Origin of the sequence: Microbacterium zouquanmingi, assembly GCF_052266675.1 — a bacterium.
GTDB lineage: Bacteria > Actinomycetota > Actinomycetes > Actinomycetales > Microbacteriaceae > Microbacterium.
Genome location: NZ_JBQPRA010000002.1, coordinates 446,054 through 465,405, shown reverse-complemented (window position 1 = coordinate 465,405; position 19,352 = coordinate 446,054). Strand labels below are relative to the sequence as shown.

Sequence of the window (19,352 nt, the reverse complement as noted above, 5' to 3'; positions counted from 1 at the left end):
CTTAATAGGGTGACTGAGATGATCCCCCACGGCATGACCCGGCGCGAACTGCGCGAACGGGCCGCAGCGCTCCACAAGAGCGCAGAGCCGCGCATTCTGATGGTCTGCACGGGAAACATCTGCCGCTCCCCCATGGCTGAAGCCCTGCTCCGCGCGAGAATGGGCACCCCCGAAAAAGCCACCCACGCGGTGCGAGTGCACAGCGCTGGCACGCGCGCACTCATCGACAAGGCGATGACCGCCGACGCCCAGCAGCTCGCGGTCCGCAACGGCGCAGAAGAGAGCGACGTCAAGGCGCATCGCGCACGCTGGCTCGTCGAGCAGGTTGCTGAGGATGCTGATCTCATCTTCGCGATGGCGCGCGAGCATCGCACGACGGCTGTCGAGCTCGCCCCTCGCATGCTGCGCAAGACGTTCACGATCCGCGAGTTCGCGCGCCTCGCGAGTGCGCTCACCGACGATGAGGTCAAGAGCACAGCGGATGCCGCGGGCACAGAGCCCCGCGCACGCCTCGCTGCCGTCACGGCACTGGTGACCCAGCAGCGGGGTATGTCACCGCATGCCGCTGACGATGATGATGTCATCGACCCGTACCGCCGCTCGCACGAAACCTATGAGCGCTCGGCTGCGCAACTCGTTCCCGCAGTCGACGAAGTCGCGCGCATACTGCGCGCGACGCTCGCCTAGCGCAGCTCAGGTCGTTCATCGTGTCCGCGCCCTATCGCGCGATCACCCGGAACGATAGGTTCATCGCATGGACGACTACTCAGGAGCCGCTGGGAGGTTCCCCAGGAACCGCCCTATGCTCCCGCCGACACCATCGGCTTGCACCCCGGTGCCAGTATTCGATTAGTGATCACCACGGGCACGGGCGACGTCATACGAGACGAGTGGATCGCGGTCCCGTACACCAGCCAATCGGATGGCTTCTGCCCCGGCCCTGTCGAATTTCATCCTGTCGAGCTGAGCTGACCCGCCTCCGCGCGAGGTAATCTGCACTTCATGGGAACCATCGAGTACAACAGCTCACGCCCTCCGATCGAGGTTGAAGACGAAACCCTCGCGCACCTGAAGATCGTGATCGCAACGAAGCTCCGCCGTAACGAGAGTTTCATGATGACGTGGCTCCCCGATGAGAAGAACCCCGCGGGTCGCCTCACCATCTGGATGCACCCGAGCATTCCCCTCGTTCTCGCTTTCGAGAACGCCAAGATGTCGCCAATCGACCCGAAGAGACTCGCGCGCATGGTGGACCACCTCAACGCCCGCGGAGAGCTCGTACTCGACGAGATCGTCTGAAGCTGGTTGCGTCTAAAGAAGCCTCACCCGAGCTACGTCGCCCCGTTCCTTCTACTAGCGTGATGCTATGCCCACGGAATCGCCATCGCCCGCCGCGCGCAAGACCAGCGTCGCGATGCTCGTCATCATGGCGTTGCTCGTCGTGGCACCGATGATCGCGCTGAGCGCGTCGCCCCTGCGTGTGAACGGCAGCCTCTGGTACCTGGGCATGTTGCCCGCGCTCATGGGGCTCTTCACACACCGGCGACTCGCCCTCGCGGCGTCCATTCTCACCCCTCTACTCATGGGCATCGCCCTCATGCTGCGCGAGGACCCGATCCTCGGAGCGGTCTTCATGGCTGCCATCGGCATCGCAACGGGGCTGTCGGCGATGCGCGGGTGGCACGTGATGGGAGCATTCGCAGGCCCGCTGGTTGCGTATGCCCTCATCGGAAACCTGCAGGTCACTCTTCCTGCCGGCACCGTCGTCGCCGATGCGTCGGTCACCTCGGGCCTGGCAGCGATGGCGTGTATCGCTGCGGGCGGCCTGTGGACGACGTTGATGGGCGCTTTCGTCATCCGGGCCAGCGGAGTGAAGACCCCGCGCTCGGTTCCCCGTCACACTGCACTCCACTTCGCCGCGGCGCTCGGAATCCTCATAGGCATCGCCGCGTACGTCTGCATGCAATGGCTCGACCCAGCCTCGTGGTGGATCATCCTGACGTTCTTCGTCGTCGTGCAGCCGTACTATTCCGACTCCGCGAGGAGGATGCTCGAGCGTGTGGGAGGAACCTTCGCCGGCGCGCTCATCGCCGTAATCGTCGTCGCGATATTGCACGGGGCTCCCGCGGTCATCACCGCCCTCGCTTTCGTACTCACGATCGGCGCCGCTTATGCCTATCTCAAGCTGCCCTATTGGGCCTTCGCGATGCTGCTGACCCCTGCCGTCGTGCTTCAGACGTCGGGGAGCACGCATGACCTCCTTTTCTCCATCGGCGAGCGCGCCCTCTACACACTGATCGGTGCCGCGGCAGCGATCACCGTGATGTCGGTCGGCCACATGTACCTAGGCATGCGGGCCAAGCAGAGCGCCGCATCCAACATCCACTGACCCCTGGCCCGGAACCCGGAAGAGAACTGTGCCTACGGCTCTATCACGGGGTCCGGCAACTCATCCCCGTAGAAGCGTTGCGTTCTTCGTTCTCACTCATGCGAGCAGACTAAGGCGGTGACGAGCGCTGCGCCCAGGGGCTTGTGCGGTGGAGCGGTCAGAGAGTACAGCAGCGATGGCTCACTCTTCGCCAGCGCGGATCAGCCCTAACAGGTAAGTGAACGCCAGCACTGCGCACAGAAAGATGAGTGCACCCCAAAGGGGTTCAAGCCCCCAGACAGTGCACGCGGTCCACGCCGCGCTGCACACTGTGACGATCGCCAAGAATCCGGAAAGCCGCCGGTGGTTTCCTGCTTCATTCAGAGACCTCGGACGAAACATGCTCAGCACCAGGGTGAACGCCGCTGACACGATCGTGATGCTGACGCTCACGATGTAGTCCCATACGTTCAGAATGACCATATCGATGTCGCTACCCGAGCAGCGTCCCGGCGGCCGTCAGCAGCACGCCGGTTCCGTTGAACACGATGTGCACGAGGATGGCGGGCCAGATCCGCCCGGTGAAGACGACGAGCAACCCGCACACCAGCCCGACGAGAGTCAGGCTCACTGCGGCGTCCGCCGACATCGCTCCAGCCAGATAGTGGGCGGCGACGAACAAAGCGGTGGATGCCACGACCGCGACGAACCCGCCGACGGCGATGCCCGCCCGGTCATCGCCGGCGAACCGGCGCACGAGAGTGAAGATGACGACGAGCAGCAGCCCGCGGAAGAAGAGCTCCTCGATGACCGGCGCGATGATCGCCCCGCCGAGCAGGTCTTCGGCCCACCACAGCGGTGGCAGCGCTCCTTCGAGTGAGGGGTAGGAAGGCAGCGCGCCTGAGCCTCCGAACGATACGGCCAGCCACCCTTGAATTCCACGCAGGATGCCGCCGAGCACGATGCCGTACAAGACATCCACCGCGCGGAACTGCATCAGTCCGCGCGGAACACCACGGCGCAGCATCGCGAACAAGACCGCCGCCAGCAGCAAGGCCCACAGTACGAGCGTTCCGGCGAAGCCACCGAGCCATGCCCCGGCCAGCAGGCCGGCTCCGAGTGCCAGCAGAGCGATACCGAGAAGGTCGAGGTTCCATCGCCGCATCGACGATCCGCCGCGCCACCACGGGCGACGTCGCCCGGAGCGGGCGCGCACGCGCTCGGGCGCGGGAGTATCAGTGCTCATCGCCACCAGGCTACCGGGCCGCACAGGTATGTCGGTGGCCTGGCACAGCGGAGCACCTGTGGGACAATGACCCGGTACCCCGCGACCTTACGAGAGGCACCATGGAGCTCAGCGATTACATCCGCATCCTCCGCAAGAACTGGCTGGTGATTCTGGTCACGACGCTGGTCGGTCTCGCGGCTGCCGCGGGCTACTCTCTGACGCGTACGCCGATGTACGAGTCCCAGGCCGTCGTGTTCGTGCAGTCACAGGCCGGTGGCACCGCAGCTGAATTGCAGCAGGGGTCGAACTTCGCGCAGTCGCGCATCACCACCTATGTGAGTCTGGTTCGCGAGCCCGTGGTGATGAACCCTGTGATCACCGAGCTCGGTCTTGAGCTCTCGGCCGATCAGCTCGCGAAGAAAGTTGAATCCTCGAGTCCCCTTAACAGCACTCTGATCGAGATCACCGTCACCGACGCCGATCCCGTTCAGGCGGCTGACATTGCGAACGCGCTGGGTGCGAGCCTCGCGGCCGCCGTTGAGCGCATCGATACCCCCGCGGGGCAGGATGCCAGCCCGATCAAGCTCACTCGTGTGCGCGACGCTCTTGCAACTTTCACCCCCGTGAGCCCGAACGTGCCACTGAACATCGTTCTCGGCGTCCTCGTCGGCCTCGCGATCGGCATCGGCGTCGCGGTGCTGCGCGCCGTCCTAGATAACAAGGTGCGCTCCCCTCGCGATGTCGAGGCGCTGACTGATCGCCCCCTCATCGGTGCGATCCCCCACGACCCGAAGGCGAAGGAACGTCCGCTCATCCTTCATGCCGACCCGCATAGCCCTCGATCCGAGGCGTTCCGGTCGCTCCGCACCAACCTGCAGTTCCTCGAGATGGATGGCGGGCACACGTTCGTCATCACTTCGAGCATTCCCTCAGAGGGAAAATCGACGACAACGATCAACCTCGCCCTCGCCCTCGCCGACACCGGCAAGCGTGTTGCTCTGCTCGACACTGACCTGCGTAAGCCGAAGGTCGCCGAGTATCTCGGCATCGAGGGCGGCACCGGTCTCACCGACGTACTGATCGGCCGCGCACGCGTTGCCGACGTGTTGCTGCCCTGGGGCGGCCGCTCGCTGTATGTCTTGCCTGCCGGAAAGATTCCGCCGAACCCGAGCGAGCTGTTGGGCTCTGAGCGCATGCACAAGCTGCTCGACGCGCTCGGTAAAGAATTCGATGTCGTGCTCTGCGACGCTCCTCCGCTACTGCCAGTCACAGACGCCGCAGTGCTCTCGCGCGCGACGTCAGGCGCCATCATGGTCGTTGCGGTCGGTCGCACCACGAACCACCAACTCGAAGGGGCTCTCGAGGCTCTCGAGACCGTCGGCTCGAAGGTCGCTGGCGTCGTGATGACGATGGTGCCCACGAAGGGCGCCGATGCATATAGCTACGGTTACGGGTATGGCTATGGCGGTTACGGAACCTACACGCCCGAGGCTCCCACCAAGGTGACGTCTAAGAAGAAGGCGGCTCCCTCGAAGGAGGCGATCACAGATCCCTCGACACCGGCCACAATGTCAGGTGACGAGTCAACGACCTTCGACGATCTGCTCAATCCTCGATGAGTCTGCAGCGTGAAGCGTAGGGAGCGCAGAGAAAGCGCGCCGAGACGATGGATAGTCGGCGCTGTCGTTGCTGTGCTTGCCACTGGTGCGCTCGCGCTGACCGCTCTCGCCTTTGCGCATGTGCGTTCTGCGCCAGAAGACGGCATCGTCGCCCCGATCCCCACGCTCACGCAGCCGAGCGATCAGACGGCGTCGCCGAGCCCTACGCCGGCCGAGACCACCACCCCGGCATATGACCGCTCGCAGGAACGTTTCTTGGCTGCCGCGTCGGACATCATCTGGCGCGGGGTTGCCGGCCAGTGCGGATCTGTCGAACCGCTGCTCGAGCGCTCAAGCGACGGAGGGGTGACGTGGACAGATGTCACACCGCGCTATCTCGGCATCGGGCAACTGATCACTTTGCTACCGTTCGCCGATGGTCAGGCCGAGATCGTTGCCGCGATGGGTGACAACTGTGACGTTCAAGCACTTCGAACTTTTACCCAGGGGCAGTTCTGGGAGTCGTACCCCGAAGTGCTCGCAGCGTCTCAGTACGTTGATCCGGCTGATCCAGCGAGCATCGTGCGGCCTACTGGCGTGATGGCAGCACCGTGTGCCGATGCTCGTAGTTTGCGCAACGCCGGCGCGGTGCTCGCCCTCGTCTGTGAAGACGTCGCGTACGTGCTCGGCGAGGATGCGGAGTGGGTCGCGCTGGCGGCGACCGCCGCGACGGCGCTCGCTGTCGATGCCACCGATGTGGTCGTGGCGCATCGATCTGACGGGTGTACGGGTGTAGCGCTCACGCGCTACACCGACGCGAACCCTCAGGCTGCGCAAGACGCCGGATGCTTCGCCGATGCGGCCGCGCCACTGGCGCTCGCCGCGTCCACTGCCGGCATCACGCTCTGGTGGGGCGAGAACGTCGTAACGCAGTAACACACGAAACTTTGTAGAACCTTTGATCTGGTAACGTGCATTCCGGGGAAGGATGCATTCAGTTTCATACTAGAAGGACACATGTGACGTCGATCAGACGGACTAACGTTGCCTCCATTTCGGAGACCACTCCCCCGCATCAGAAGGACTGGCGTCGACTGTACGCCCGCAACCTTCGCATCACAGATTTTTTTGTACTCGTTTGGGTCGTCTACGGCACGCAGATTGCCTGGCTCGGGGTGGATGACGCCCAGCTTGCGACCGGGGGGGCGAGTGCCCTCCCTGAGATTTCTTACTGGCTATTCTCGACCACCCTCATCCTGGTGTGGATGTGGGCGCTCGCGCTGATTGATTCACGAAGCGATCGGGTGATCGGCACGGGAAACACCGAGTACGTGCGTGTTGCGCGTGCAAGTTTCATCCTCTTCGGAGCGATTGCAATCGTTGCCTTTTTGCTGAAGGTAGAGGTGGCACGAGGGTATCTATTGATCAGCCTTCCCGCGGGGATACTGATGCTGGTTCTCGTGCGTTGGGTGTGGCGTCAATGGCTCGTTTCAAAGCGCCTCCGAGGAGAGTATTCGGCGCGCATGCTGCTCGTCGGGTCGCATACGTCAGTAGCGCAGATAGCTCATGAACTCTCACGAAACTTGGGCGCGGGCTACCGAGTTGTTGGCGCATGCATCCCATCAGGAAAAGTTGGCACAAGTATCGAGGGCACCCAGATTCCCGTACTGGGATCAGTCGACGATATTCCTGGAGCAATGGCTGCCGCTACAGCCGATACTGTCGCCGTAACGAGCATCGGCGACCTGTCCTCGCACAAGGTCAAGCAGATTTCATGGGGACTCGAAGCCGGCCGGCAGCACCTCGTCTTGGCGCCTAGTATTACCGACATTGCGGGACCGCGCATCCAAACCCGCCCCGTCGCTGGGCTGCCGCTGATTCACGTAGAAACACCACGCTTCTCGTCGGGTGAGCGATTCGTAAAACGAATGATGGATGTGGCGTTATCCGTCGTCGGCCTCGCGCTAATTTCGCCGCTGCTCCTCATTCTTGCAATCATCGTCAAGTCAACCAGCACAGGCCCCGTCCTGTTCCGGCAAACCCGCGTCGGGTACCACGGCCGGGAGTTCAGCATGCTCAAGTTTCGGTCAATGGTGACGAACGCCGAAGAACTACTGACAGATCTGAAGAAGTCTCAAAACTCCGGCAACGAAGTAATGTTCAAAATGGCGAATGACCCCCGTGTCACACGAGTCGGCGGCGTGATGCGACGATACAGCCTCGACGAACTGCCCCAGCTCTTCAACGTACTCGGTGGCTCGATGTCGCTCGTGGGCCCGCGACCGCCGCTCCCGTCCGAAGTCGCACAGTACGCTGATCATGTACATCGCAGGTTCCTCGTGAAGCCGGGAATCACCGGCCTTTGGCAAGTGAGTGGGCGGTCTACCCTGTCATGGGAGGATACCGTGCGTCTCGACCTCTCATATGTCGAGAACTGGACGATGCTGACGGACATCATGATCATTGCTCGGACCGCACGCGCAGCGTTTGCCCCCGGTGACTCCGCCATGTAGGTCGTGTCGATGTCTCCGGCCCGACCGCTCCGCTATGCGTCCAACACGAGAATGCTTGTGGTCAGTCTTTGGAGTCTTCAGTGCCACTGGATACTGTGATTGATCGCCACTAGGTATTCGTGAAGCGCCCTAGGCCTGATGGAGGCTCGACCACTTGATTCCGGCCAGCTGATCGTGGTCCGTTTGGAACGGCATAGAACGTCCGGTCGCGATAGCCGTCGAGGCTAGGTGTTGCGCCAGTCAGATCCTTCAACCGGAACCTGTTCGGCGCGGTCCCGGTCAACTCCCGGTTGACGAGACCCGGGTGCTTTGCGCGGTTGAACTAGGCCTCGTCGTCCCACGCGCTTGCTTCGTATCGCGCTTTCGAACTCATCAATTGCGTTTCGCGGCAATCTTCATGCGCAAGTGAGGAACAACAAAGGAGGCCCAGTTCAGAAGTCTATCCAGCCGCCCTCGGTCAGCGTATTGTTCGAGCGCATACAAGGTTGCGTAACGCTCAATCACCTTCGCATCGATTCTCATCTCGCGTGCCAGCGCCGTAGCACCATCGTCCTGTCCAAGAGCGAATGCTTTCACTAATTCAGACTCAGAAGATACCAAAGAAGGAGCAATTCTCGAACGCGCCGAAAAATTGCGCGCTGCCAAGGCTTTGCGGTTGCGTTCGGTTACAAGCGTCGGGAGTGTTCGATCGGCCAGGGGCGCGTACAATACCACACCAGCCATAGCGGCCTCGACAAGAGTTCTACCGCTTCCGACAACGCCCCTGGCGGCGATAGTCAACTGCTCGGCACGCCGCGTAAAGCGTTCGTTAGTTAGAAGCAGGTCTTCCTCCCGAATTTTTGCACGCGTCTCATCGACGAGATCAGATTCATTCGGTGTACCAATAATCGCAAGGACGTGCTCGACGCCCCGGCTATGCAGCAGAGTAGAGAGGGAAATCGCTTGCTCCACAGACGGACGATTAAGCTCAGTCAATCGAGCAATACGCAAAAGGATCGGCTTTCCGTTCGCCAATTCACAGAGTTCCGCGATACGCACATCGTCCCAGGAGGGCTCAATAACGCGTTGCGGAATCACGTGTATGCGCGAGTTGCGATACTTGCGTTTCCCGCTTAAATAATCGGCATTCTCTTGGCTAAAGCAAATGATGTCGGAAGCGGCCGGAAAGTACCTAGTAGGGTTAGGTCCGCCGGGTCTAGTTAGATAAAGGAGCGCACCCAAGTTTCGAGCGACATCTCCCGCAAACGCAAAGGACTTATTATCAAACGCGTGAACGTGCGTCGCGCCGAAGGTCTCCGCAATCGCGCGAACGGCGTGTCGAATCTGGTGGAAGCTTTTAGTGCTGGTGTCGACATGATGCACACCCTCCCCAGCGTTCCGAAAAACCACCGGCTGAATATTCCCGATAGTTAATACGTGAACTTCGGATTCAGGCCATGCCATCAAAAAGGACTGACGAAGATCGCGCACGCTGTTGTAGTGCCCACCCAGTCCTCCGCTTACCGTCGAGGTCAGTGAGGCCATGAGTAACAGCCGCACTAGACACGCTCCAGGTAATGCGTCGAGGGACGATCAAACTTGTAGATCTTCAAGTGAGAGCTCCTGTCAAGCGAAACGACACTGATGTTGCGTCGGATAGTTTAGTCCTGTCCAGTTGAGATCTTCGACCACCTGCGTCGCTTTGCATTTGCAAAATCTTTCTGACGGACATGCGCGGCCTGCCCCACCATAATCATGACAATAATCGACATTGTCGTAACTTTGCCACCGAACACAATTCCCATCAGGCCAGCCATTACCGCGAACAAAACCGCGGGCCATGAAAGGTAATTCGCTCGACCACTTGACCCTCGACTCAGAAGAGATCCCAGCAGGAAGAGAGTTAATAGACCCGCACCGATAAATCCGGTTTCGAACGTGGCATTTACCCAAGTATTATGCGCATGCGGAGTGACGTATCCGGATGTAAAGAAATGTTCCGTCAAAGGGCTAAAGAAGCTCGCGAATCCATATCCCATCTCCGGATGGATTTCGATCATCTCCGAGGCCGCCTCCCACGTTCTTGTGCGCCCCGTGAGAGTCAGAGTGTTTGATCCCTCGCGATCGACGGCGGCGAGCAACACGTCAACATTAAAACTAACGACGAGAATAGTCGCGAAGAGCGCTGCCAAAAGAAGAATCTTCTGCCAAATTTCTGCCCGCTTGAACACAACTGCGCCCACGACCAAAGCCACAAACACAGTATTCGCTCGGGCTTGAGTAGCTCCAAGCGTAGTCAATAAAATTCCAAAAGCAAGAAAGCTGTTACGTCGAGATGTGAAGATGCGTCGCCCTGAGACCTTCAATGCGACGCCTAAGATCAGTGCCAGACCCACAAATAGAGATAGGCGCTGAGGGTGTTGCAGCGGCCCGTTTAGACGCCAGGTTACGTCCGGGAGTACGGCGACATCGGGCAGCACCGGGACCATCGCCCAGGAAACAACTGAAAGCACCACTGCTACTTTGATAAACTCAATCGCGAACACCTCTCGAGACATGTCCGCGTATGAAAGCGCCAGTAGCAAGCTGAGGAGTAGCAGTCCAGATTGAAGAAATGTCTCACTTGGCACGGCCGACCAAATTGCACTTATGAGACACCATGCGACATACGCGACGAATGCGCCCATCGGCCAACTCGCAATCGCCCTGAAAGGGTCATGCCCTCGGTACAAGCGCGCAAGAAGTGCGAGGGCAGCAGCCACGACAAATATTGCAATGAGAAGACGAAGCCCGCCAGCGAACCTTGGCCCTTGAACTTCAAGAATGAGCGCGATAACTATTACCGCGCGGGCCGCACTCTTCTCCGCGATTGCGCTTGTGTCACGACGCGAACGAACGCCGCTGTTTGCCGAACCTGATTGCCTCGCCATTCTCTTCCTCCTCAGCCAGCGTCTGACAGGGAGAGACTGGAGCTGTGCCAATGCGTTCAGCTGCGCGCAGAACGTCTTTCAACGACGTCATCATGCTGTACATCGTTGTCGAGCATCCACCAAACAGCACAGCGTATGGCTATATGCAATATCCTAACTCACCGCCGCGGTCGGAGCATCGTCTCCGTCGGTCGCCGGTCTGACATTGGCACCACGGTCACCTCAGGGTAGTCGCCCACAGCGATGAACATGATGATCTCCTCGGAGGGATCGATATCGAGGAGTCGCACGACCGCGCTGCGATCGCGCATGTACAGGCACGCGTTTAATGGAACAGCTCCTAAGCCCTCCGCCTCAAGCCCATAAAGAACAGACATCGAGTAGAGTCCCCCGTCAACGAATCCTTGATTGCGTTCGACCGGACTGATGAACGAGCTGTTCGAGACAGTAACAGCGAGCAGTGTCTCGGGCATCTGCTCATATGCAAACCCTCGTTGGTGCTTTAACACCTCTCGCATGAGTTCCTTATTTTCAGTCTTGTAGGTTCGCCAGCCTTGCCTGTTACACACCGATGGCGTCTTTCCAGCATTGGCGATCGCGCGCAGAACTGCCTGCTGGTCAATCGGATGACCCGAGAACTCACGCACGCTTACGCGGCCTTGGCTCAGTTCGTAGAAGCCTTTACGCGAGTTTGTCTCGGCGTTAGGCCTATGAACAGTTTTGATCCCGGCAGCGATGTACTGATCGGTGGTCGTCGGTGTGAGGATCTCCGGATCGATGATCGCTGCAAGGTCGGGCAGGGCGTAGCCTCTCTCACGATGGTTCTCGTTGTAGCGTTGCAGAATTGAGACACCTTCGATGTACGAATACGAAGTTTCGTCGTACCCTTGCCGTCGGTATTGCGTCATCGCATCGTTCAGATTTCGTATCGCTTTTCGTCCTCGGCCAGGAGCCCATGCACGGACGTGCGCTAGCCCCTTTTCGAGAGCGTGCACGTTGTACATAATGCGTGCTACAAGTTGTTCGTAGCCAGTGTCGTAGCTCGATAGCGAGGCATGTCTCCAAAAGCGTACGCCGTCCCTAATTGTATATACAGAAAGACGACCGGCCTGCACCACTCGCTTCACCGCCTGCCGAGAGCGCTTCGAATTCATCATCTGGACGCGCTCCCCACGCCGGCGTCGTAACAAACACGCCTGAGGTAATCACGCGTCCGCGCAACCTCCGCTTCGCGAATGGCTCGCACCGAAGTGAAATCGATCGGCTGCTGAAGAAGCTTCTCGAGCCGCTCCGGAGAACTGAGAGTTCTTCCATCGAGTTCAAGTCGGCGCAGCAAATAACCGAGCTTCTCCTCGTTGCCATATCCGTGTCCGGCACTACGGCGGATAATGGTAGCGAAGGGGACTTCGTTGATCACCGAAAAGATCGTACCGTGAAAAGTATCCGTGACAATGGCTTCAGCGTCACGGAAATATGCGAGCAATTCGAACGGACTGCAATCGACGAACTCGTCTGCCGACTCCTGCAGACCACCAAATGCGAGCACTCTAAGACCATGCCTGTCCGCGTACTGGCGCACCGACTGGTTCTCTGTCTCGCTGAACCGCCCCGAATACCCGTACACGATCATATATTTGTCGTCGCGTAGCCGTTGTGTCGGGACGTCATGCCCGCCCATGAGGTCATAGACGAGCGTCGGATCGAGATGCACGGGAGGCGCCTCAATCCCCAGAAGTTCCGCGACGATGATCGCCGAGTTTTCGTCTCGAACGGAAATCGCCGCGAAATTCTCCAGGCCGCCGACGACGTCGCCGCGCACGCCCGCCTTGTCGATCTTCGTAAGCGTCGTATTTCCGAATGATGCCGCGTAAGAAACGACGGAGTGCGCTTTACTCCCAATACCAAAGAGACCCAGAGAAAATCCTACGTTTACGTTGGACTGCACGCAATTGAAGACTTCATCACTACCGATGACCTGGAGGTCAACATCGGTAGCGAGATTCTTCTCTGGTCGGATCCCGATTAATCTGTAGTAGTTCGCCCCGTAACGGCGCTTGTGGTCGAAGAACCGGAGCTTGTCTCTCAGGCTCGCTTTGATGGAACCGTATTCGCGGACCTTCGTGATAACGCGTTCGAGCCCCGATGCGGCTCCGGCGGAGGCGTTCTTGACGAGCGGCTCGCCGGGGGTGTAATCGACGTATGAGACGTCGGCGCCGACACTCGCTTGTTCGAGCAAGCGCCGGAGCGCGTAAGCCTGCAGTGAAGATCCATAGTTGAAGATCCGCTGCATGGACATTATGCCGATCGATCCCACGTTGCTCCCTCTATTTGCCGCTCGGTTTGTTCTATCTTGGCTGCCCGCTGGATTAGCATGAGCGACCTGAGTTCGTGTGTTGCGGTGGCGCCGCACTGACGCTGCGCACTTCAGCCCCGCTCTCGTACGGAACGGAGATGGCGCAAGATGATCGAAACCTCGGCTCGAGTTTGCCGCGATGCCGCCCAGCTTACGAAGACTGCAAGACCCGCAGCCGCGATGCCAGCAAGAAGAAGAGCAAGGCTAGGTAGCGGAACGAAGGTAGCCACGAGGTACGCCGCAAGTCCAGCAGGAACGCCAATGAGCGCAACGATTCGAAAGGCCCGCGTCAACAACGGCCACGTCTTGACACCCGTGTTGTGTCCTGCCCAGAGCATCGAGAACACCCAGAACGCGGCGTAGCCGAACACGCTTCCCACCGCGATACCGATCGTTCCCCATGGAATGCCACAGCAGAGCGCGAGGATGATGACCGGCTGCCCGATTAGGTTGCCCATGAAGAGGGAACGCGACGAGCCTTTGGCCACCTGCAGCCAAATGGCAATCTGCTGTATCGCCCGAAATACGGAACTGACGGCAAGGATCGCGAACAATGGAGCGGACGGAGCCCACTCGGGGCCGAGGAAGACGTCGACGATCGGTACCGCCAGCCCGGCTGCGATGCAGAGAGCCGTGGCTGTGGCGTAACAAGCAACAAGTTGCGCTGACCGAATTCCCCGTTCGAATCGGTCCGCTTCATCGACCACTCGCGAAAGGACCGGAAGCGCAACCTTCGTCATTGGCGTATTGATCTGGTTTACCGGAACTACCGAGAGCTGGAACGCCCGATCGTATAACCCGAGCATCGTTGGGCCCCAGAGTCGGCCGATCAGAACACTGTCCACATTACGGGTGATGTACCCGAGCACCTGTGTGCCGGCGAATCCCAGTCCGAAGGACACCAACTCGCGCATGCCTTCAGTCTTGCGCGGCAACCCGGGGAACCACCGGGCGAGGCCGACACTACACACGAGGTCCGCCGCCGGAAGCGTCAGCTGGAGCACGATTAACGCTGTGAGTGAGTACCCTGCGGCGGCAACGGGAACAGCTGCCAGCAGAGCTATGATCGGCGGAACGACGTCGCACATGGCCAGGGCGCGAAACCGTAGTTGCTGACTGATTGCGACTCGGAACTGCGCCGTGATTCCGCCCAACAGATACGTCAAAGAGATCCACTGGACGAGGATGACCAGGTCACTCTGCCCATAGAAGGCTGCGATTGGCCAAGAGAGGACGAATACGATCGCTGCTAGCCCGGTACCGGCCGTCACGTTCAACCAGAAGAGATTCGACCGCTGCTGGCCTGTGAGCTTCGCGTTCCGAAGAGCGGCAGTAGACAGACCAAAATCTCGGAGGATCTGGGCGATTCCCGTGAAGGCAACGGCCATGGCGAGGAGCCCGTATGACTCAGGCGCGATCAACCGAGCCAGAACGGAAACCTGCAGAACCTGAATCAGGACACGCGCGGCCTGCGCGGTCATCGTGATAGCGCCGCCCCGAGCCGCAGCCGCGGAAAGATCCTTTTGGTCCACTTTTCACTGGCCCTGATTGACGGATGCGTCTGCTGAAGCAGTTCGCCGATCGGCCTCTACGTGTGCGGGCGTGATTCGGGCATCAGGAGCCACGTACCGTGCTTCGGCGTCCATGGCAAAACCCGTGCGAGCCAGCACTGTCTGGCGGACCAGGCCGAGTAGCGCGAGGACATCGCCTGATCTCGCCCCGCCCACATTGTTGATAAAGTTCGCATGCTTCAGCGAGACCTCAGCACCGCCGATCCGCGTGCCCTTGAGGCCGGCCTCCTCTATCACTTTTCCGGGTGGGCCAACGGTCGCGTACATGGCCGGATCGGAGAGGAAGGTGGACCCGCAGTTGGGCTGGTCCTCCGGGAATCGACTCCTCCGTGAAGCGACTATCTCGTCCATCTCGGTGGTGATGCGATCCGGGTCTCCGCTCTCCAGCCGTAGACGAACGGCTACTACAGCGCCGCCCATTAACTGCAACGAAGACGAACGGTAAGCGAACTCACATTCCTGATGCGAGACGACAGCGATATCACCGTTCCGGTCGACGTATCGCACCCATACGACATTCGAACCGATGCCTTTACGCTTGCTTCCGCCGTTCATGAGTACCAGGCCGCCAATCGTCCCCGGAATACCCACGGTATGTTCGAGGCCGGTAAGACCGTGCGCGCCAACAACTCGCGCTAGTTCCGGCACAGAGTTACCTGCTTTCACAATGACTTCGCGGTTACTGATCTCGATGCCCGAAAGTCGCGAGCCGATGCGAATGACGACCCCTCGCAACCCCTCGGAGTCGAACAGCAAGTTGGACGTCTCACCTATGATGCAGTGTGGAGTCCCCGTCAGCTCGAGCAGCCGGAGCACGGCCGACACCTGATGCTCGTCAACGGGTTCTACGAAGGCATCAGCGATCCCTCCGATACGCCATCGCGTAAGTTGCGAGAGATCGACGTTCGCGCGTACGGCACCTGGCGCGGCTTCCTCAAGCCGTTGGAGCAAGGAGCCATCTACGGAAGTGGCGATCATCAGGACGAGCGCCCCGCCTGATCAGCATCGTTGAAGATCTGGATTCGCGACCCAAGGCGCGTCAGCTTGGCTTCGAGGTTGTTATAACCACGCATCGCCATCTGAACATCATTGATCACCGAACGTCCGGGCGCGCACAAAGCAGCAATGACGGCGGCCATCGATCCTCGTAAGTCAGTCGAACCCGCAACACCAGGTACGAATTCCGCCGGACCCCGTACGGTGATCTTGCCGCGTTCAGCCTCGAGGTGATCGCCCTTCACCAGCTTCTTGAGTTCCTTCACGAAAGCGATTCGATCAGGATAGCGGTAGTCGTAGACACGAGACGTACCGGCGCCCGCCAGACCCAGTAGGACGTAAAACGATTGCATGTCGGAGATCACTCCAGGGTGCGCGCCCGTCGCAAGCTCAAACGGCTGTACTTTGCCCTCGACGAGCGACTCAGGCGTGACATGCACAGAAGTCGAGTTGCGGAACAAGTCGACTCCAGCATGTTCGATGTGCAGCAACGGGACCGTCATCGAATCAAAGGGCACGCCCTCGACCGTCAACTGGCCGCCGCTGAGAATCGCGAATACGATCCACGTCAATGCCTCGATACGATCGGGCATTACAGGCATGCGCGCACCTCCTAGTACGCCCTTTTGTCCGCGAACGACAATGTGGCTCGTGCCGTACACCGTGATTTCCGCGCCCATGCGACGCAGAAGCGCAATGAGATCCTCTACTTCGGGTGTGATGTATGCGTTGAGAATCTGCGTCTCCCCCGCGGCTACCGACGCGCACAGAAGCGCGTTCTCGGTGCCACCGACCGTAGTGATCGGGAAGTTGATCTCGCCACCGACGAGGCCGCTTCCCGCCTTTACCTCGATGTGATCATCTCGCTCCTCGATAACACAGCCGAGCGCCCGCCATACCAGGAGGTGAAGGTCATAGCCACGACCGCCCGCTGCGCCCGGTCCGATCGGGCAACCACCGGGGTACGGGACGCGGGCAATGCCCCCACGTACAAGTTGCGCCGCCGCAAGGAGATAGGTGGTGCGGATGGGGAGGTCGAACTCGTCGCGGGTCAACAGCCGAGATTCGAGCCGCGAGGCCGTGACGACAACTTCCTCGGCAGCTACATCGATCTGCACTTCGGCGCCGAGGTTTCTCGCGAAGTCGACCTTGTGTCCCACATCAACCAGCTGAGTTGGGAAGTTCTGGAGTACTACCTCGTCGTCCGACATTAGGGCTGCAGCTAGAAGTCGCGTTGCTGAGTTCTTCGCACCGCTCACACGGACGCGGCCTACGGGCGGTACGCCGCCATCGATCACTGCATACACAGTTAGTTAGTCTCCGAGTCGTTCGATCGTGGATGCGATATGGGTGCGAGACCCTGCGCAGGAATGGTGGTTCGTTCCTTGACTGAGCGCTCCCGTTTTTTGGTAGCGAGCGCCCAAGCGAGCTTGAGGGGTTCAACGAGATAGCGATGCGCCAGTCGGCGAGGATCATGCGCCAACCGCCACAGCCATTCGACCCCGAGGCGCCCCATCCACCGGGGTGCCAGACGGCTCCGACCTGCAACGTAGTCGATCGCCCCGCCGACGGTCGCATACACGGCATCAGGCAGGTCATCCCAAAACATGCCTAAGAACTCCTCCTGCAACGGCATGCCTAACCCGACGATGACGAGCGTCGGCCTCCCGTGCCGGAGCCAGTCGATGGCCTCGTCTGTGGAGGCATAGCCATTCAGCCCTTCCACGTGCCACCCTTTTCCTCCGAGCTGGTGGCGAAGTTGCGCTACGGCGCATCGGTTGCTTTCTTCTGACGCTCCGTAGACGAAAAGACGGCCGGGCTTCTCAGCACCGCCAAGCCGCTGGATCCAGTCGGTCGACCCGATCCGATGGGCCCCACTGAGCCCGCTGCCGTGACTGCGCCGTGCGAGCCACAGGATTGGAGCTCCGTCGATCACCACGCGGTCCGCGAGCGCGTAGAACTCTCGGAAGTCTGGTTCCTTCTGATACAGATACGCACTGTGCAGGTTGTGATTCAGGAGCAATCGCTTCCCACCCCGCCCCGTCACCCATCGCACTGTCTCGATCGCGGTCATCGGGGTCACTCGAATCCCAAGCCGCGGCACCTCCACGAGGTCAGCCGACATCGATGGGTCCTGCACCGAGGACAGCCTTGAGCGCGATGGCATCATTAATTGAGATGGCGTTTCCTCCTGAGCCGCATTCTCTTGGTTCCGTAATTCCGCGATTCCAGCAGATCGCATGCCCCACGCCAGCGCGTTCCCAGCGAACACCAGAAGTATGTCGCATTGATTGCCTTCGTGTCCAACGTCCGCGAAACGTTCTAGAGTTCCACCTGTGGCTCGGCTCCCTGCCGCTGTTAGAACGAACCCGCGCACGAGCTGCCGGCCCATCGACTTCGCCTCTGCTATCCATGAAGTTCCTCCCTGCTCAGCTCCTCCTCGCTAAGGATCACATTGAAACTCTCAGTCATCGGTTGCGGTTACCTTGGTGCGGTGCACGCTGCCGCAATGGCGTCGATTGGGCATGAAGTCGTCGGCATCGACGTCGACGAGCGCAAGATCGCCTCGCTGTCCGCTGGCGAAGCCCCCTTCTTCGAGCCGGGGCTGCCCGAGATCCTCTCGGAGGGTATTGCGTCAGGCAAGCTGCGCTTCACGACCGACATGGCTGAAGCCAAGGGCGCCAAAGTGCACTTCATTGGTGTCGGAACCCCACAGCAGAAGGACGGGTACGCTGCGGACCTCACGTACGTGAATGCCGCAGTTGACGCGCTGCTCCCATACCTGAGCCCGGGCGACATTGTTGCGGGCAAGTCCACTGTGCCTGTGGGCACCGCGGCCGAGCTGGCGCCACGGATTGAAGCTGTAGGGGCGACGCTCGTGTGGAACCCGGAGTTCTTGCGCGAGGGGTGGGCGGTGCAAGACACCATTGACCCGGATCGGTTGGTTGTTGGCGTCCCTTCGACAGGCTCAGGGAGCGGAGACCAAGCAGGCTCAGGGAGCGTCGATAGCAACGCGGCAGACGTGCTGCGGGAGGTTTATCACCCGGCAGTTGCGAAGGGGACGCCGTTCATTGTCACCGATCTTGCAACGGCAGAACTCGTAAAGGTCTCGGCGAACGCCTTCCTCGCGACGAAGATCTCGTTCATCAACGCCATGGCAGAGATCGCTGAAGTCACTGGCGCCGACGTCACCCAGCTTGCCGACGCGATCGGTCACGATGCGCGAATCGGACGGCGCTTCCTCGGCGCCGGCATCGGCTTCGGTGGAGGTTGCCTACCCAAGGACATCCGTGCTTTCGCTGCGCGCGCGGAAGAGCTCGGCCGCGGCGAGTCCGTCAGCTTCCTGCGCGAAGTCGACGCGATCAATCTCCGTCGTCGCGAACGTGCCGTTCAGCTCGTCGTCACCGCTCTGGGCGAAGACGTCGTCGGCAAGAAGGTGACCGTACTCGGCGCGGCGTTCAAGCCGTACAGCGATGACATCCGCGACTCCCCCGCACTCGATGTCGCTGTTCGCCTCAAGGGCCTCGGCGCTGAAGTCACAGTCACCGACCCCGAAGCGCTCGAGAACGCCAAGCGCCAGCATCCGCAGTTGAACTACATCGAAGAACGCGACGACGCCCTGCGCGACGCCGACGTCGTCGTCGTCGTGACCGAATGGGACGAGTACCGCCGCCAGCTCTCACCCGAGCACGCGGGATCTCTGGTCGCCGACAAGGTCATCGTCGACGGACGCAACTGCCTCGACGCAGCCGCGTGGCGCGCAGCGGGATGGACGTACTACGGAATGGGTCGGCCGTAAGGCCCGACCCTTCGACA

At 60.3% G+C, this 19,352-nt stretch carries 18 protein-coding genes; 8 read left to right on the top strand and 10 right to left on the bottom strand.

Going from position 1 to position 19,352, the window contains the following annotated elements:
* Nucleotides 1-18 precede the first annotated feature (18 nt).
* From ACTU6V_RS06320 to ACTU6V_RS06310, 3 genes are all read left to right on the top strand, one after another.
* A complete protein-coding gene (locus tag ACTU6V_RS06320; RefSeq protein ID WP_443475336.1) occupies nt 19-687 on the top strand; it encodes an arsenate reductase/protein-tyrosine-phosphatase family protein in 669 nt (222 codons plus the stop codon).
* A gap of 315 nt (nt 688-1,002) precedes the next feature.
* Nucleotides 1,003-1,299, top strand: coding sequence for a DUF7882 family protein (locus tag ACTU6V_RS06315; RefSeq protein WP_443467426.1), 297 nt, complete (start codon nt 1,003-1,005; stop codon nt 1,297-1,299).
* Nucleotides 1,300-1,366: 67 nt separating this feature from the next.
* Entirely contained in the window at nt 1,367-2,389 is a 1,023-nt protein-coding gene (locus tag ACTU6V_RS06310; protein ID WP_443467427.1) for an FUSC family protein, read from the top strand.
* A gap of 180 nt (nt 2,390-2,569) precedes the next feature.
* On the opposite strand, the gene ACTU6V_RS06305 is transcribed toward ACTU6V_RS06310, so the two are convergent.
* Together ACTU6V_RS06305 and ACTU6V_RS06300 are read right to left on the bottom strand one after the other, a co-directional pair.
* Nucleotides 2,570-2,851 (bottom strand): hypothetical protein, encoded by a 282-nt coding sequence (locus ACTU6V_RS06305; protein WP_443475238.1) that lies wholly within the window; start codon nt 2,849-2,851, stop codon nt 2,570-2,572.
* Nucleotides 2,852-2,861: 10 nt separating this feature from the next.
* On the bottom strand, nt 2,862-3,614 hold the full coding sequence (locus tag ACTU6V_RS06300) for a CPBP family intramembrane glutamic endopeptidase (RefSeq protein ID WP_443475237.1): 753 nt from the start codon (nt 3,612-3,614) through the stop codon (nt 2,862-2,864).
* Nucleotides 3,615-3,715: 101 nt separating this feature from the next.
* Here ACTU6V_RS06300 and ACTU6V_RS06295 point away from each other — a divergent pair, with 101 nt between their 5' ends.
* From ACTU6V_RS06295 to ACTU6V_RS06285, 3 genes are all read left to right on the top strand, one after another.
* Nucleotides 3,716-5,215, top strand: coding sequence for a tyrosine-protein kinase domain-containing protein (locus ACTU6V_RS06295; RefSeq protein WP_443475236.1), 1,500 nt, complete (start codon nt 3,716-3,718; stop codon nt 5,213-5,215).
* A 72-nt stretch (nt 5,216-5,287) separates the two neighbouring features.
* Nucleotides 5,288-6,130: a hypothetical protein gene (locus ACTU6V_RS06290; protein WP_443475235.1), complete on the top strand. Its 843-nt coding sequence runs from the start codon at nt 5,288-5,290 to the stop codon at nt 6,128-6,130.
* Between the two features lie 83 nt (nt 6,131-6,213).
* Nucleotides 6,214-7,707, top strand: a complete 1,494-nt coding sequence (locus tag ACTU6V_RS06285; protein ID WP_443475234.1) for a sugar transferase — start codon at nt 6,214-6,216, stop codon at nt 7,705-7,707.
* 372 nt (nt 7,708-8,079) lie between these two features.
* Here ACTU6V_RS06285 and ACTU6V_RS06280 read toward each other — a convergent pair whose 3' ends face one another.
* From ACTU6V_RS06280 to murB, 6 genes are all read right to left on the bottom strand, one after another.
* Nucleotides 8,080-9,231, bottom strand: a complete 1,152-nt coding sequence (locus tag ACTU6V_RS06280; RefSeq protein WP_443475233.1) for a glycosyltransferase family protein — start codon at nt 9,229-9,231, stop codon at nt 8,080-8,082.
* 116 nt (nt 9,232-9,347) lie between these two features.
* Nucleotides 9,348-10,616, bottom strand: coding sequence for an O-antigen ligase family protein (locus ACTU6V_RS06275; protein WP_443475232.1), 1,269 nt, complete (start codon nt 10,614-10,616; stop codon nt 9,348-9,350).
* Between the two features lie 158 nt (nt 10,617-10,774).
* A complete protein-coding gene (locus ACTU6V_RS06270; protein WP_443475231.1) occupies nt 10,775-11,773 on the bottom strand; it encodes a nitroreductase family protein in 999 nt (332 codons plus the stop codon).
* Nucleotides 11,770-12,906, bottom strand: coding sequence for a polysaccharide pyruvyl transferase family protein (locus tag ACTU6V_RS06265; RefSeq protein ID WP_443475230.1), 1,137 nt, complete (start codon nt 12,904-12,906; stop codon nt 11,770-11,772). The genes ACTU6V_RS06270 and ACTU6V_RS06265 overlap by 4 nt, the downstream gene beginning before the upstream one ends.
* 134 nt (nt 12,907-13,040) lie before the next feature.
* Nucleotides 13,041-14,501 carry a lipopolysaccharide biosynthesis protein gene (locus tag ACTU6V_RS06260; RefSeq protein ID WP_443475229.1) on the bottom strand — a complete coding sequence of 487 codons (1,461 nt, stop codon included), beginning with the start codon at nt 14,499-14,501 and terminating at the stop codon, nt 13,041-13,043.
* Nucleotides 14,502-14,504: 3 nt separating this feature from the next.
* Entirely contained in the window at nt 14,505-15,413 is a 909-nt protein-coding gene (gene murB / locus ACTU6V_RS06255; RefSeq protein ID WP_443475335.1) for a UDP-N-acetylmuramate dehydrogenase, read from the bottom strand.
* Between murB and ACTU6V_RS06250 the strand changes: the two genes are divergently transcribed.
* Nucleotides 15,321-15,539 carry a hypothetical protein gene (locus tag ACTU6V_RS06250; protein WP_443475341.1) on the top strand — a complete coding sequence of 73 codons (219 nt, stop codon included), beginning with the start codon at nt 15,321-15,323 and terminating at the stop codon, nt 15,537-15,539. The genes murB and ACTU6V_RS06250 overlap by 93 nt on opposite strands.
* Here ACTU6V_RS06250 and ACTU6V_RS06245 read toward each other — a convergent pair.
* Nucleotides 15,518-16,834, bottom strand: coding sequence for a UDP-N-acetylglucosamine 1-carboxyvinyltransferase (locus ACTU6V_RS06245; protein ID WP_443475334.1), 1,317 nt, complete (start codon nt 16,832-16,834; stop codon nt 15,518-15,520). The two genes, ACTU6V_RS06250 and ACTU6V_RS06245, sit on opposite strands and share 22 nt — an antisense overlap.
* Nucleotides 16,835-16,845: 11 nt before the next feature.
* A complete protein-coding gene (locus ACTU6V_RS06240) occupies nt 16,846-17,661 on the bottom strand; it encodes a WecB/TagA/CpsF family glycosyltransferase (protein WP_511198794.1) in 816 nt (271 codons plus the stop codon).
* 330 nt (nt 17,662-17,991) lie between these two features.
* On the opposite strand from ACTU6V_RS06240, the gene ACTU6V_RS06235 reads away from it, so the two are divergent.
* The gene (locus ACTU6V_RS06235; RefSeq protein WP_443475227.1) at nt 17,992-19,335 is read left to right on the top strand and encodes a UDP-glucose dehydrogenase family protein; all 1,344 of its coding nucleotides are present in this window, start codon (nt 17,992-17,994) and stop codon (nt 19,333-19,335) included.
* Nucleotides 19,336-19,352: the final 17 nt, after the last annotated feature.